Here is a 13,630-nt window from a genome sequence, read left to right as displayed (position 1 = left end):
TCGTCCTTTCAGTTACGCCAGTGCAGCAGGCGTTTTTCCAGCCGCCCAAGCACGCCGCGCTCCATAAGCTGCATGGCGATGATGAAGATGATGGCCACCGCCGCCACGTCGCGCATGCGAAGCAGGCGGAAGCTGTTGAAGATTTGCGCGCCGATCCCGTCGGGCTGGCCAATCGCCTCGACCACGACAACCAGTTTCCACGACAGCGCGAAGGAAAAGCGCATTGCGGTCAGCAGCGCGGGCACCAGCTGCGGCGCAAGCACGGCCCACAGGCGGACATGACGCGGCAGGTGATAGATTTGCGCCATCTGGTCCAGATCGTGGTCGCGCGCCTGCACGTTCGACCGCACGATGTTGGCCACGAAGGGCGCAACCGCGATCGTAAGGGCAACGAACCCCGCAGCCTCGCCCGTGCCAAGGGCAAGGATCGCGAAAATGATATAAACCGGGTCCGGCACCGCCAGCGCCAGGGCCAACAGCGGTTGGAAAAACACCTCGACCCGCTTGTTCAGGCCGATGAACAACCCGATGGCCGATCCCGCTAGCGTGGCCGCGACAAAGGCGGACAGAACGCGCCCCAGTGTCAGTAAAAAATTGCTCCAGAACGCGGCCGATCCAAGCTGCGCCTCAATCGCCAGCAGGGTGGATGATATGCCGGGGACCCAAGGGCGAAAGTTCAGCGACATGACGTGCCAGATCGCCAGCATCGAGATAAAGGCGACAAGCGCGGCAACAAGGCGCGGTGGGACGCGCAAGTGTAATGGTGGGGTCATGGCAATATCACGCGACATCGCGTTGCCCCCCAAGGCCCCAGGGTGCCTGTACGCCGGCGATGATCTGCCCTTCGATTTCAGAGATGCGGGGATCGTCGTAGTTTCGCGGGCGGGACAGCGGGACGGTGAAATCCTCGTGCAGGCGGGCGGGGCCGCGCGACAGTATCAGGATCCGGTCGGCAAGAAACACAGCCTCGCGGATGGAATGGGTGACGAAAATCACCGTGACGCCCGTGCGCTGCACGATGCCGGTCAGTTCCTGCCGAAGGGAGCGGGCAGTTACCTCGTCCAACGTCGAAAGCGGCTCGTCCATCAGGATGTAGGACGGATCGACGACCAGCGCCCGCGCGATCGACACGCGCTGCCTCTGTCCGCCGGACAAGCGCATTGGCCAAGCGTCCTTGAACTGGCGGATGTGCAGGATGCCGAGGATCTCGTCAATCTTCGCCTCCCATTCAGCCTTCGGCACGCTGGACGCCGCTAAAGCGATCTCGAGGTTTTGCCGCACGGTCCGCCAAGGCAGCAGCCGGTGCGATTGGAAAACGTAGCCAAGTCGCGGCGCCTTCGACGCGGCGGTGAACAGCTTGGCACCTTCGACCCACACCCGGCCCCGACTGGGCGCGTTGAGGCCGGAGATCACGTTCAGCATCGACGACTTACCGCACCCGGACGGCCCCAAGATCGCGACGAATTCGCCGCGCTTAATGTCAAAATCCAGCTTCCGCACCGCCTCGGATGCGCCATAGGACACGCCAAGGTCTTCGACCCGAAGAACGCTGTCGGTCATGCTTCTTTCCTCCAACGGAAGGTGTATTTTTCAAGCGTGCGGATCAGGCCGTATTCGGCAATCAACACGATGGCCATGAACACGAGGAGCCACAGATGCACCTCGATCATCACCATATATTCCCACGCATGTTCGAACTTGGCCCCGAAGCCGGCCCGCGCCGCGCCGAAAATCTCGGCCACGACGATGACCTTCCATGCCAGCGCATGGGCATTTCGCAGAGCCGAGAAGATGTAGGGCGCGACGAATGGCGCCCAGACGTGTCGCACCTGTGCCAGAAGCCCAAGGTGATAGATGCGCGACATCTCGTCCAGTTCGCGATCGGCGCTGTTCAGCCCGTCGCGCATTCCCATCGCCATATAGGGAAAGGTGATAAAGGCGACGACGAGGACATAGCCTGCCTCGGATCCTTTGAAGATCGCCAGCGCAAGGATGGCTGCGATGGCGCTTGGGGTGCGAAGGGCGGCGATGACATACCAGCCCAGAACCTCGCCCATGAACCGGGAGCGTGACATCACAAATGCCGCGACAAACCCCGCAACGATGCCTAGCGACAGGCCCGCGACCACGCGCGCCATCGTCAGGCCGATGTTCGACCATGTTGCGGGGTCGGACAGGAAATGCGGCAGCGCGGCCAGAACGGCGTGCGGCGGTTCGATGAAGGTCGCTTGCGCCGCCGCCAGATACCACAGCGGGATCAGCAGCAGCATCGACGCGGCAGACCATAGTAGACGTTCGGCCCCACTCACGGACGCGGTCCGATCGTGTCTTCAAGCGAGATCAGCGTGCCGTCCGGCACCTCCTCGATAACCGAGCCGTCTTCGGCCAGCTTGCCTAGGAATTCGAGCGCAGCGGTGCGTTTTTCTTCGGACCAGTCGTTGGTGAAGTAGCCGTAGGTGTTGCCGTTCTCGATCATCTGGTCCAGCACGGCCGGGTCGGTCATGCCAAGCGCCTCTGCAATATAGGGCTTGCGCAGGATTTCGTAGTTGCTGTCTTCCAGCAGCCGGATTGCCTCGTCATAGGCATCGCGGACCGCATAGGCGAGCGCGGGGTTCGCCTGCATCCATTCTTCGTGTGCGACCATGTTGGTGATCCATGGGGCAAAGCCATTGTTATGTTTCGCGTAGTCAGCATGGGCCTGAAGCAGGTAGCGCCCCCCGGTTGCAACCATTGCCTCCGAAACAAAGCCCTCGAAGTTGAAGATCGCCTCAACCTCACTCTGAGCCAGGAGCTGGACCAGCGCGCCTGGCCCGACCTGCGACATCTCGTAATCCTCGAGTACATCAAAGCCATAGATTTCTTGTACGATCAGACGAATGAAGGCGGTGGTGCCGCTGTCGGCACCGAAATGGCCGACTTTGCGGCCTTTCAGATCCTCAGGCGTCCGCGCTTCGGAACTGCCGGGCACTACGATGCCGAGGTAGAGATTTCCAACTGGATAGAAGGCAGAGACGTCAAACCCCTCGGCCCGCGCGATGGCGACACCCAGTAGATCGTTGTCCATCGCGATGTCGGAATTTCCGATCAGAAAGTTCTGGAACAGCCCGTCGCTGGGCAGGTATTCGAATTTACCCTTGAAGCCGTATCTCTCGTCCAGCCCCTCGCCCTCGATGATCATCATTGGAACACCGCCGATGCTGCCGGCGACAGCCTGCATGGTTACGGTGGGAACTTCGGCCCACGCGGCGGGCGTGCAGAAGCACACGGCCAGAAGGCCATGAATCATGTTTCTCATAGGATTTTCCCTGTCGGATTCTTGTTCTGTACAATGAGCCTATGTGACAAAAATAATTAATCAAGCACCTAATTAATACTTTTGTGCTTTTACCGGCCGAAGGTTAGAATGACACGGCAAGATGCCTGAAAAGACGGCACGGGAAGGACACGATGACACGCGCCGATCTAAAGCCTCGAAAACCGGGGCGGCCCGAGGGCCAGAACAATCTATCCGAGGAGATTTTAGATGCCGCCGAGGTGATGTTCGCGGAACAAGGGTTTGCCGGTACCACACTGCGTCAAGTCGCGGACAAGCTCGGCGTAAACCCTGCGATGATCGCTTATTACTTCCAGAACAAAGACAACCTGTTCCGGAGCGTTTTTACTCGCCGCGGGCATGCCATCTCGGCAGCTCGCATGGAGCGGCTCGCAGCACTGTCTGGGCGTTCGTATGATGTGGAGGATCTCGTGAAAGCGTTCATTGAACCTGCTGCGGCTCTCTACGGAAACGTCCAAGGGAGAGCGTTCCTCAAACTGCATGCTCGGCTGCACATGGAACCGGAGGACTTATCTTTTGAACTACGGCGAGCGGTACACAACGAGTCGACGCATGCCTATGCCGGAGCGTTTGGCAGGCTGCTCGCCCTTCCTGACCGTGAGATCTATCAGCGGATGTCCCTCCTTATCGGGGCATATCTGTATGCGTTTTCTGGCACCAGTCGACTTACCGAATTGATGGGAAATGATGACGACCCTATGAGGGAAATGCTGCAAACCACGATTGCCTTCGGCACTGCAGGCATGTTGGCGGGCGGGGGCTTGCGGGAGCGGAAATAGGCTAATCACGCGGCCCGCTGGCGGGAAATCAAGCGGATCGAGGGACGTCCCGCCCGGTCTTGTCAGGATGCGGCGTTGCGTCGTCCCATTGCCGGCTCGATAGCTGGTGAGTTTCTGCGGCAAGTGTCGAGCGACTGCTTTCGGGAGCGCCGCGCCGCGGCATTCCAAGCGCGCGAATGTCCGCAAAGGGCCGGCCCAAGTTAGGTCCTGAAGGATGTTAGAGGGCGACCGGGTCGTCGTGCCGAGCCTTTTAGCCGTCACTTGCAGCTAGAGACCCGGATGCAGTTGCAGTACGCGTCTTGCCTCATAGCAATCAGTACGTCAGCATGCTGCATAGCAGCACGCCGCCCATGAATGCGGGGTATCCGTAAATGCGAAATGGCTTCGTCTGATCACCGTTCCGACGATCAAAACTGCTCGCCCTAACGACCTACAAATCTAAGGGGTGAGCGCTACGGATGGTCTCAGAACTTAGCTCCTAGTGATCTAAGTTTTGCATCGATCCAGTCGCGATCAGCAACTCCGTTCTGTAAATCAGTCATATGCGCCAGCTCTTTTGCGTGCTTTTTCTGGGCCGCCTCAAGTATCGAATTTGCATCGACAAACGGCACCGTGATCACACCATCGCCATCCCCGAGGACGACATCGCCGGGCTCTATCACCATGCTGCCTAGAGCGATCGGCACGTTTAGCTCTCCTGGGCCGTTTTTGTAAGGACCGCGATGAGTCACGCCCGCAGCGAAGACGGGAAAGGACCAAGTCTTCAAAGTATCGAAATCTCGTATCGCGCCGAAGATGACGATGCCACCAAGACGACGCGCGATGGCGTGGGTAATCATCATTTCGCCAAGGATAGAATTGGTCAGATCGCCCCCCGCATCTACGACGATCACATCGCCTGGTTCGGCCACATCCAGCGCCTTATGAACCAAAAGGTTGTCGCCGGGGGCGGCGCGCACAGTCACCGCAGGGCCGCACATGGGCGTGCCGTCATGGATAGGACGGATGCTTGCAGGTGCGGACCAGACCCGCTCCATCACATCGCTGACATTGGCGACGGGGACCGTCCTGAAGCCGTCGATGATATCCGCGTCCACGCATCTTGTGCGTTGCAGCACTCTTGATCCGATCAAAACTCTCTCCCTCGCGATCCGCCATTTCCGGAAAGCTAACGCCGCGCGGGACATAAAGGACAAATCGAATGTAGTGATCGATTTATAACCGGAATTGCTAAATCCCGTCCCAATCATACAGGGTGGCGCCGGTATCGGCCGCAATGCGGCGGATTTCATGGATGAACTTGACCGAGGTTTCCGTCAGCACCGACCTCTCGCGGCGGCACAGGAAGATGTCGCGTCGCAGCTCCGGCCCGATGAGGGGTTTGAATACCACATCAGTCAGCGCCTCGGGCGGGATTGACAGTCGTGGCAGGGCGGCGACCGCGTCGCGACTGCGGATCATCTGCAACGTCGTCAGCGTGTTGCGCACGCGATAGGCGGTCTGGGAAAACGAGATTGCAAGTTCCGGCACCACGTCGATGATTTCGCGGATCTGGGTTTGATAACCCATGTTGAAAATCTCACGTCCGGCAAGATCGGCCCAGTGCAGCGGGCGGTCCAGCTCGGCCAGTGGATCGTCCGAATGGCAGAAAAGGCCGACCAGATCGTAGAACATCGGCGTCGCCTCGATATCCGCGAAGGGCTCGGTGATGCCGCCGAAGCCGAAATCCGCCTCGCCTTCCAGAACCTTGCGGCGCACGCCTTCGGAATGGTCCTCGGTCAGGCTGATGCCGACCTTGGGGTGCAGCATGGAAAATGCCGCAAGCGATTGCGGCATGATGGAACTGGCGATGGACGGTACGGTCGCGATGGCAATGTCGCTTTGCGTGCCGGCCTGCAAGGCGCGCACTTCGGCCAGCGCGGCATCCAGATCGCGGACCATGCGTTCCGCGGTCGGCAAAAGCGCCTCTCCGAACCGGCTGAGCGTCACCTGCCGCGTCGTCCGGTCGAACAGGCTGGCACCGACGCGATCCTCCAGCTGCCGGATGCAGGAGGTGAGCGCCGGCTGCGTCAGATGCACAGACTCGGCGGCGCGGGTAAACGAATTCTCGCGCGCGACGGCGATGAACGCCCGGATCTGGCGCAGTGTGATGGTCTGGGCCGCATTGGTATTCATAAGCAAATCCCCCACCGAAAAGCATCCATAGATTTCCCGAATAAATCAACGTGCCCTTTCAATTTGTGCAGCGTGTCGTACCGCCCGATAGTCGGAGGCGTCGATCCAGGGAGCCCGGTCACGATCGGAGGGATGGACCTCAACGGGGAGAGAGAAATGCGTTTCACCACGACTGCGCTGGCGCTTGCGGCGTCGGCCCTGATGGCATCGCTTGCCGCCGCACAAGACGTGCCGGCAGGGTATCCGGCGGGTTATGCCGACACCATCAAGGCCGCGACGACCGAGGGCAGCCTGCTGATCTACACCAATATGGGCCAGAAGAACTGGCAACTGGTGATCGAAGGCTTCCGCGCCAAATATCCCGGCATCACGGTCGACATCCTCGACGTCGGCTCGCGCGAGTCGATCGAGCGGTATCTGGCGGAAAGCTCCACCGGCGTGGCGACGGCGGACCTGATCGCCACGGCCTCGCAGCCCGGCTGGCTGGACATGCAGGCGCGCGGGCAGATCATGGACTACGCCTCGCCCGAGGCGGGGAACTGGCCCGACTGGTCCAAGCCCTTCCCCGGTCTTTACACCGTGTCCGCCGATCCGCTTGTCTTTGCATGGAGCGCGCTGAACGTCCCCGAGGACCAACGCGCCCACAGCTTTGCCAATTTCGTGGAATTGGCGCAGGAGAACAAGGGCGCGTGGGCGAACCGCGTGACGACATATTCGCCAATCTCGTCGCCCTTCGGCTATGTCGCGCATTACTATTTCGTCAAGCATCACGGCGAGGAAAAGGCCTGGGCCTGGCTCGACGCGCTTGGCGCGCTGCCGCTCCGGATGGAAACGACCGGCGGGCCGCAGATGGAAAAGGTGACCAGCGGCGAATACGTCGTGTCCTACTTCATGTCCGGCATCACCGTCTGGCCCCGCATCGACGAGGCAGGGCGCGGCCAGTTCCTCGACTGGAACTACATCGAGGATGGCCAGCCGATGATGATCCGCGGGATCGGCATTCCCAAAGCCTCGGCCCACCCCGAGGCCGCGAAACTGATGCTGGACTACATCCTGTCCGAAGAAGGCCAGATCGCGTTCGGCAAGGGCGGCCTGACCCCTGCCCGCCCCGGCGTGCAGCCCGGTGACGGCGTGCGTGCCACCTATACCTCGGTGGTCGAGGAAGTGGGCGAAGAGAACATCATCATGCTCGGCTACGACCCCGAGATGATGGAAGGCTATGAGGCGTTCCAGACCCGCCTGCGCCAGTCGCTGGGGCAATGACCGGATGACACTTGCCCTTGATACGCCAAGGCGATCCTCGTTCGGCGAAATCCCGATCCAATACGGGCTTGCGGGGCTGACCGTGCTGCTGGTGGCCGCACCCATGGCCCCCATCATTCTGCAGGCTTTCAGCGACAAGCCGCTTTATGACGACGGCGCGTTCACCTTCGCCAATTTCTCGCGGCTGACGGGATTTCCGGGCTTTTGGCAGATGGCGCTGAACACGCTGCTGTTCGGGCTGATCGCGACATTCATTGCGCAGATCATCGGAACGGCGGCGGCGATCCTGATCGGGCGTACCGACCTGCCCCTGCGCCGTCTGCTGGGCGAGGTGTTCCTCTGGCCGCTGTACGTCTCGTCGCTGATCCTCGCCTTTGCATGGGCGACGATCTACGGGCCTTCGGGATACATCACGCAGCTTGCGATGCTGGCGACGGGCGGGATGCCGTGGGATCTTTATACCCTTTGGGGAATGAGCCTTGTGGCGGGCGTATCGCTTGCGCCGGTGTCGTTCATCTATGGCCAGGCGGCGGCGGCATCGACCGACCCGACCTTCGAGGAAGCGGCGCGCATCGCCGGCGCAGGCCGCATCTCCACGCTGGTGAACGTCACGTTGCCGCTGATGAAGCCGTCGCTGTTCTTCAGCTCCATCCTCATCTTCACCTCGTCGCTGGAAATGCTGTCGATCCCGCTGGTCTTCGGCACGCCGTCGGGGGTCAAGGTCTTCTCGACCTTCCTGTATGAACGCATCGGCAATGCCGCGATCCCGGATTACGGCGTGGCCGCCACCGCCGCGCTGGTTCTGGTGGTCATCATTGTCGGGCTGATCGCGCTGCAAAGCCGCGTGCTGGGGGCGACGCGCAAATACGTGACCATCGGCGGCAAGTCGGTGCGTCCGCGCCCGTTCCCGCTGGGGGCGTTCCGCTGGCCGGTCTTTGCGGTCGTCGCGGCCTATGTGCTGCTGGCGGTCTGCCTGCCGTTGGGCATTCTGGTGCTGCGCGGGTTCGTGACGTTCCTGCATCCGATGGCCCCGCTGGCCGATGTGCTGACGCTGGACAACTTCCGCGTTCTAGCAGAATTTCCATCCTACGTCCGCTCGATCTGGAATTCGCTCTTCATCGCAGGCGTCGGCGGCATCATAGCCACGGTGTTCATCACGCTGGTCGCCATCGTGGTCCACCGGTCCGAGTTCCGGTTCCGCCGCCCGCTGCTGTATGTCGCGCTTATGCCGCGCGCCATTCCGGGGCTGATCGCGGGGATCGGGTTCTTCTACGCGGTCGCGATGATCCCCGGCCTTGCGCCCTTGCGCAGCACGGTCTGGATCCTGATGATCGCCTTTACCATGGCCGCAATCCCGCTCGGCTACGGAGCCATCGCGCCGATGTTGCTGAAGATCGGGCCGGAGCTGGATCAGGCCGCCCGCGTTCAGGGGGCAAGCTGGTGGCGGTCGATCACGCGCGTGGTGCTGCCGCTGCTGAAGCCCGCGATCGTGGCCTGTTTCGCGCTGCTGTTCATCAACTTCTTCAAGGAATACTCGACCGCCGTCTTCCTTTATGCCCCCGGAAGCGAGGTCATCGGCACCACCCTTCTGCAATTCTGGACGCAGGGCCATCTCGGCTATGTCGCCGCTCTTTCCACCGTTCAGGTCGCCATCATCGCCATCTGCATCGCCCTCGCGCGGTCCGTCTTCGGAGTGAAAATCTATGGCTGAGCTTGTCATCGATCATCTGGTCAAACGGTTCGGGGCGTTCACCGCGCTCAAGGACTTCTCGCTGCACGTCCGCGACGGGGAATTCGTCAGCTTCCTCGGGCCGTCGGGCTGCGGCAAATCGACGACGCTGGCCGCCATCGCCGGGTTGGACCGTCCGACCGAAGGGAGCATCCGCATCGGAGAGCGCACGTTCTATGACGGAGCGAAGGGTATCTTTCTGCCGCCCGAGGCGCGGGGCTGCGGGTTGGTGTTCCAAAGCTATGCGCTCTGGCCGCATATGACGGTGGCCAAGAACCTGTCCTTTCCGTTGAAACTGCGCCGCGTGCCGAAGGCCGAACAGACTCGCCGTATCGCCCAAGCGCTGGATCTGGTCGAAATGGGCCCCTATGCCGACCGCTTCCCGCACGAACTTTCGGGCGGCCAGCAGCAGCGCGTCGCATTGGCCCGCACGCTGGTCTACAACCCCGAGATCCTACTGCTGGACGAGCCGCTGTCGAACCTCGACGCGAAACTGCGCGACCGTGCCCGCATCTGGCTGGCGGAACTGCGCGACAAGCTGCGGATGACCACGATCTACGTCACCCACGATCAGGTGGAGGCGCTGTCGCTGTCCGACCGCATCGTCGTGATGAATAAGGGCGAGATTGCCCAGATCGGCACCCCGCAGGAAATCTACGAGAATCCCACGGATGCCTTCGTCGCGGATTTCATCGGCACGACGAACTTCCTGACGGGCGTGGCGGCGGGCAGCGCGGGGCGGATGCATCTGCGATTCCCCGATGGCCAGACGCTCGGCCTGCCTGCAAGCGCCCGCGCGGTGGCGGGCCAGCCCGCGACGCTTGCCCTCCGCCCGAACCAGCTTCTGACGGGCGATGGGCCGGGCACCGTCCTGCGCGCCCGTGTCATGGGGCAGGCCTATATCGGCGGTCGCTGGCAGGTCAGCATCGACATCGGCGGCAATGCGGTCCGACTAGAGGTCGAGGACAGGCTGGAGGCCGACAACCTGACCATCCGCGTGCCGGACGGTGCGGGCGCGGTCTTCCGTGCCTCCGCCGATACGCTGGCCCCCGTGACGGCGGGTGCCGCATGAGGATGCTGCGAAGGTCCAGCCTCACGGTCCCGCTCAGTTCGGATCGCTTCATTGCCAAAGCGCATCTGCGCGGGGCCGACACGATCACGCTGGACCTTGAGGACGGCGTCACCCTGTCGGCCAAGCCCGCCGCCCGCGCTGCGCTGCGCGATGCTGCCGCCTCCGCTGGCCAGCGGGGCGCGGGGGTCGGCATCCGTATCAACCGCCCCCTGCGGATGGCCATCGCCGATCTGGAAGCCGCAGTGATCCCGGGCATCGCCTATATTTCCATCGCCAAGGCGGAAAGCGCGGATCACGTGCGTCTCCTGTCCGAAACGATCCTTGAACTGGAGGAGGAGCGCGGCCTTCCTCCCGGCGGGATCGGTCTGACCGCCGCCGTCGAAAGCGCCGCGGCGCTATATAACGCGCGCGAGATCGCTGCCGCAGATCCGCGCCTGTTCGGCATCGGGCTGGGGGCCGAAGATATTGCCGCCGACTGCCGGATGGAGCCTGCCGCCGATGCGCTGGCGCTGCCGAAGCAGATGATCGTCTTTGCCGCCCGCGCGGCGGGGATCGAACCCTTCGGTTATGTCGGCACCGTCGCCGATTACACCGATCTGGACGGGCTGCGCGAGGCTGTGCGCCGAGGCCGCCGCATGGGCTTTTCCGGCGGCAGCGCGATCCATCCCGACCAAATCCCGGTGCTGAACGAAGAGTTTTCCCCGACACCTGCCGAAATCGACCGCGCCCAAGGCATCGTCGCCGCCAATGAGGATGCCGTCGCGCAAGGGCGCGGCGCCTTTTCCTACGAGGGCAAGATGATCGACCGCCCCGTGCTTGCCCGCGCCCTTGCCACACTCGCCACAGCCAAAGCGATCGCCGCGGCCCATGATCGGGAAAACAAATGCTGACGAAAACCCCTCCCCAAACGACGATCCACAAGCGCGATTTCACCCCCGACGCAGTTGGGCCGCTGTCAGGGGTCCGCGTGTTGGACCTTAGCCGTCTCGTCTCTGGCAACACCGCGACCTTCCTGCTGGCTGATCTGGGGGCCGAGGTCATCAAGATCGAACCGGCTGCAGGCGACACGCTGCGTCACTGGCTGCGGTCGGGCTATTCTACGCACTGGAAGAACCTGTCGCGCAGCAAGAAAAGCCTCGGGCTGGACCTGCGCCGCGCCGGTGCGGTGGATGTGCTGAAACGACTGGTCCCCGAGGCCGATATGCTGGTGGAAAATTTTCGCCCCGGCACGCTGGAGAAGATCGGGCTGTCGCCGGAAAACCTGCTGGCGCTGAACCCTCGCCTCGTTATCGTGCGGATTTCGGGCTGGGGCCAGACCGGCCCCTACCGCAATCGCCCTGGCTTCGGCACGCTAGCAGAGGGCATGACCGGTTTCGCCGCCGCCAACGGCTTTCCGGACCGCGAGCCGGTTTTGCCCCCTGGCCCGCTGGCCGACACGATGGCAGGCTACTGCGCCGCCGTATCCGCGCTGGCGGCGCTGCGTCATGCGCAGATGCCCGACGGCGGCGGTCAGGTGATCGACCAGTCGTTGTTCACCCCGCTGTTCATCAGCCAGGGCCCCCAAGCCGCCAACTACCAGCTGTCGGGTCAGGTGCGCCCGCGCGACAGCAACTCAGCCCAGTATACCGTGCCGCGCGGGCTGTTCCGCACCGGCGACGGCAATTACGTGACGCTGTCGGCGTCGATGGAGCCGATGCCGCAACGCGTGTTCGAGGCGATCGGGAAGGGTCATCTGAACAGCGACCCCAACTACAACACCGCCGCTGCGCGGACCGAACGGAAAGACGAAATCCTCGGTTGGGTTGCCGATTTCATGGCCACCATGACTCAGCCCGAAGCCGTCGCCTTCTTTGAAGCCCGCGACGTGACGGTCGCCCCGATCTACGACATATCGCATATCATGGACGATCCGCATTTTCAGGACACCGAGGTCGTAGTCGATCTGCCCGACCCCGAAATGGGCGAGATCACGATGTTCGGTTTCGCCAACCAGCTCAGCAAGACACCGGCACACTATTACCGCCCCGCCCCCTCCATCGGGCAGGACAATGACGAAGTGCTTTCGCTGATCGGAATGGACAAAGTGGAACGCGCAGCCTTGGAGGAGAGCGGCGCGGTTCATCGCGGCAAGATCTGAAAATACCCCCATGCCGGCGGGGAGGCCGGCAGCAACGGAGGAGGAAACGATGAAACATACTTTGATGACCCTTGCCGCGATAGCGCTGGCCGGTCACGCCCACGCTCAGGTCCCGGACGGCTATCCCGAAACCTATACTGCGATGCTGGAAACGGCACGCGGCGAAGGGCCGCTGCTGGTCTACACCAACATGGAGCCCGTCCAGTGGGAGGGCGCGGTCGAGCTGTTCAACGCCCTGCTGCCCGAAGTGGAGGTGCAATTCCTTGAATTGAACAGTGGCGAGATCGGTGCGCGGTATCAGGCTGAGGTCGCCTCGGGGCAGCCGTCGGCAGATCTGATTGTCACGACCGATATCGCGACATGGGTCAAGATGATGGAGACCGACCAGATCACGCCCTATGCCTCGCCCGAGGCATCGGTCTATCCCGCATGGAGCATGCCGCATCCCGGCCTTTACACCATCGCCGCCGACCCGATGATGCTGATGTGGAACAAGGCGCTGCTGCCCGAGGATATGGTGCCGGACAGCATGGGCCAACTTGCGGAACTGGCAGCGGAAAACCCGCAGGTCTTCAACGGCACGATCACCACCTATGACGCGACGACGCCCTACGGCTACAACGCGCACAGCGCCTTTGTGAAGTTCCACGGCGACAAGGCGTGGGAATGGCTGGACGTGCTGGCCCCGATGACCCGCCCCGACGGCACCGGCCCCATGCTGGAAAAGGTGACCACCGGCGAATACGCGCTGGCCTATTTCATGGGCGCAGGCGTGGCACGGCTGGCGCTGAAAGACCCCGCGCGGGCGGAAATCGTGGGCCTTGCACCGATCAAGGACGGCAACCCCATCGTGCTGCGCGGCGCCGCCGCCCCCAAGACCGCGAATTCGCCCGAAAGCGCCAAGGTTATGCTGGACGTGCTTTTGTCGCGCGACGGGCAGATCAGCCTTGGCAAACGCGCGCGCACGCCGCTGCGCCCCGATGTGACCTCGGCCGATGTCGATGGCGGGCTGACCTATGCCGAAGTCGTCGCCCAGATCGGAGAGGAGAACATGATCCCGATCACCTTCGATGCGGAATTGGCCTCGAACGAGACGTTCGATGCTTTCGTCGCCCGCTATCGTCAGGCTACAGGCCGTTAG

General features: G+C 62.4%; 13 protein-coding genes. 7 read left to right on the top strand and 6 right to left on the bottom strand.

Annotated elements, in window-relative coordinates; translation table 11 throughout:
- Positions 1-8 precede the first annotated feature (8 nt).
- The 4 genes from E2K76_RS16275 to E2K76_RS16260 are packed head-to-tail and all read right to left on the bottom strand — an operon-like array spanning position 9 to position 3,286.
- Positions 9-773 carry an ABC transporter permease gene (locus tag E2K76_RS16275; RefSeq protein WP_169053350.1) on the bottom strand — a complete coding sequence of 255 codons (765 nt, stop codon included), beginning with the start codon at positions 771-773 and terminating at the stop codon, positions 9-11.
- Positions 774-780: 7 nt separating this feature from the next.
- A complete protein-coding gene (locus tag E2K76_RS16270) occupies positions 781-1,560 on the bottom strand; it encodes an ABC transporter ATP-binding protein (RefSeq protein WP_136685511.1) in 780 nt (259 codons plus the stop codon).
- Complete coding sequence (locus E2K76_RS16265; protein WP_136685510.1) at positions 1,557-2,270, bottom strand: ABC transporter permease; 714 nt, start codon at positions 2,268-2,270, stop codon at positions 1,557-1,559. The genes E2K76_RS16270 and E2K76_RS16265 overlap by 4 nt, the downstream gene beginning before the upstream one ends.
- Before the next feature lie 35 nt (positions 2,271-2,305).
- Positions 2,306-3,286, bottom strand: coding sequence for an ABC transporter substrate-binding protein (locus tag E2K76_RS16260; RefSeq protein WP_169053349.1), 981 nt, complete (start codon positions 3,284-3,286; stop codon positions 2,306-2,308).
- Between the two features lie 161 nt (positions 3,287-3,447).
- Between E2K76_RS16260 and E2K76_RS16255 the strand changes: the two genes are divergently transcribed.
- A complete protein-coding gene (locus E2K76_RS16255; protein WP_136685508.1) occupies positions 3,448-4,113 on the top strand; it encodes a TetR/AcrR family transcriptional regulator in 666 nt (221 codons plus the stop codon).
- A 464-nt stretch (positions 4,114-4,577) separates the two neighbouring features.
- Here the strand turns inward: E2K76_RS16255 and E2K76_RS16250 are convergent, their stop codons facing one another.
- The gene (locus E2K76_RS16250) at positions 4,578-5,231 is read right to left on the bottom strand and encodes an RraA family protein (RefSeq protein WP_246032994.1); all 654 of its coding nucleotides are present in this window, start codon (positions 5,229-5,231) and stop codon (positions 4,578-4,580) included.
- Positions 5,232-5,343: 112 nt separating this feature from the next.
- Positions 5,344-6,288, bottom strand: coding sequence for a LysR family transcriptional regulator (locus tag E2K76_RS16245; protein ID WP_136685506.1), 945 nt, complete (start codon positions 6,286-6,288; stop codon positions 5,344-5,346).
- 156 nt (positions 6,289-6,444) lie between these two features.
- On the opposite strand from E2K76_RS16245, the gene E2K76_RS16240 reads away from it, so the two are divergent.
- Genes E2K76_RS16240 through E2K76_RS16215 form a run of 6 tightly spaced genes read left to right on the top strand, consistent with a single transcriptional unit; the run spans position 6,445 to position 13,630 of the window.
- Positions 6,445-7,551: an ABC transporter substrate-binding protein gene (locus E2K76_RS16240; protein WP_169053348.1), complete on the top strand. Its 1,107-nt coding sequence runs from the start codon at positions 6,445-6,447 to the stop codon at positions 7,549-7,551.
- A 4-nt stretch (positions 7,552-7,555) separates the two neighbouring features.
- Positions 7,556-9,262: an ABC transporter permease gene (locus E2K76_RS16235; RefSeq protein WP_136685504.1), complete on the top strand. Its 1,707-nt coding sequence runs from the start codon at positions 7,556-7,558 to the stop codon at positions 9,260-9,262.
- Complete coding sequence (locus E2K76_RS16230) at positions 9,255-10,352, top strand: ABC transporter ATP-binding protein (RefSeq protein WP_136685503.1); 1,098 nt, start codon at positions 9,255-9,257, stop codon at positions 10,350-10,352. Before E2K76_RS16235 ends, E2K76_RS16230 begins: the two co-directional genes overlap by 8 nt.
- The gene (locus E2K76_RS16225; protein WP_136685502.1) at positions 10,349-11,242 is read left to right on the top strand and encodes an HpcH/HpaI aldolase/citrate lyase family protein; all 894 of its coding nucleotides are present in this window, start codon (positions 10,349-10,351) and stop codon (positions 11,240-11,242) included. Before E2K76_RS16230 ends, E2K76_RS16225 begins: the two co-directional genes overlap by 4 nt.
- Positions 11,236-12,489, top strand: coding sequence for a CaiB/BaiF CoA transferase family protein (locus tag E2K76_RS16220; protein ID WP_136685501.1), 1,254 nt, complete (start codon positions 11,236-11,238; stop codon positions 12,487-12,489). The genes E2K76_RS16225 and E2K76_RS16220 overlap by 7 nt, the downstream gene beginning before the upstream one ends.
- Before the next feature lie 49 nt (positions 12,490-12,538).
- Positions 12,539-13,630: an ABC transporter substrate-binding protein gene (locus tag E2K76_RS16215; RefSeq protein WP_169053347.1), complete on the top strand. Its 1,092-nt coding sequence runs from the start codon at positions 12,539-12,541 to the stop codon at positions 13,628-13,630.

It is taken from the genome of Falsirhodobacter xinxiangensis (genome assembly GCF_004959935.1).
Lineage (GTDB): Bacteria > Pseudomonadota > Alphaproteobacteria > Rhodobacterales > Rhodobacteraceae > Falsirhodobacter > Falsirhodobacter xinxiangensis.
The sequence above is the reverse complement of the archived record's forward strand: the minus strand, read 5'-3'. Positions and strand labels throughout refer to the sequence as shown.

Bases quoted from the DNA above. Each gene is read 5' to 3' on its own strand.
- E2K76_RS16240 (WP_169053348.1), top strand. From the start codon at position 6,445: ATGCGTTTCACCACGACTGCGCTGGCGCTTGCGGCGTCGGCCCTGATG.
- E2K76_RS16215 (WP_169053347.1), top strand. From the start codon at position 12,539: ATGAAACATACTTTGATGACCCTTGCCGCGATAGCGCTGGCCGGTCAC.
- E2K76_RS16255 (WP_136685508.1), top strand. From the start codon at position 3,448: ATGACACGCGCCGATCTAAAGCCTCGAAAACCGGGGCGGCCCGAGGGC.
- E2K76_RS16260 (WP_169053349.1), bottom strand. From the start codon at position 3,286: ATGATTCATGGCCTTCTGGCCGTGTGCTTCTGCACGCCCGCCGCGTGG.
- E2K76_RS16230 (WP_136685503.1), top strand. From the start codon at position 9,255: ATGGCTGAGCTTGTCATCGATCATCTGGTCAAACGGTTCGGGGCGTTC.
- E2K76_RS16235 (WP_136685504.1), top strand. From the start codon at position 7,556: ATGACACTTGCCCTTGATACGCCAAGGCGATCCTCGTTCGGCGAAATC.
- E2K76_RS16270 (WP_136685511.1), bottom strand. From the start codon at position 1,560: ATGACCGACAGCGTTCTTCGGGTCGAAGACCTTGGCGTGTCCTATGGC.
- E2K76_RS16275 (WP_169053350.1), bottom strand. From the start codon at position 773: ATGACCCCACCATTACACTTGCGCGTCCCACCGCGCCTTGTTGCCGCG.
- E2K76_RS16265 (WP_136685510.1), bottom strand. From the start codon at position 2,270: ATGCTGCTGCTGATCCCGCTGTGGTATCTGGCGGCGGCGCAAGCGACC.
- E2K76_RS16220 (WP_136685501.1), top strand. From the start codon at position 11,236: ATGCTGACGAAAACCCCTCCCCAAACGACGATCCACAAGCGCGATTTC.
- E2K76_RS16225 (WP_136685502.1), top strand. From the start codon at position 10,349: ATGAGGATGCTGCGAAGGTCCAGCCTCACGGTCCCGCTCAGTTCGGAT.
- E2K76_RS16245 (WP_136685506.1), bottom strand. From the start codon at position 6,288: ATGAATACCAATGCGGCCCAGACCATCACACTGCGCCAGATCCGGGCG.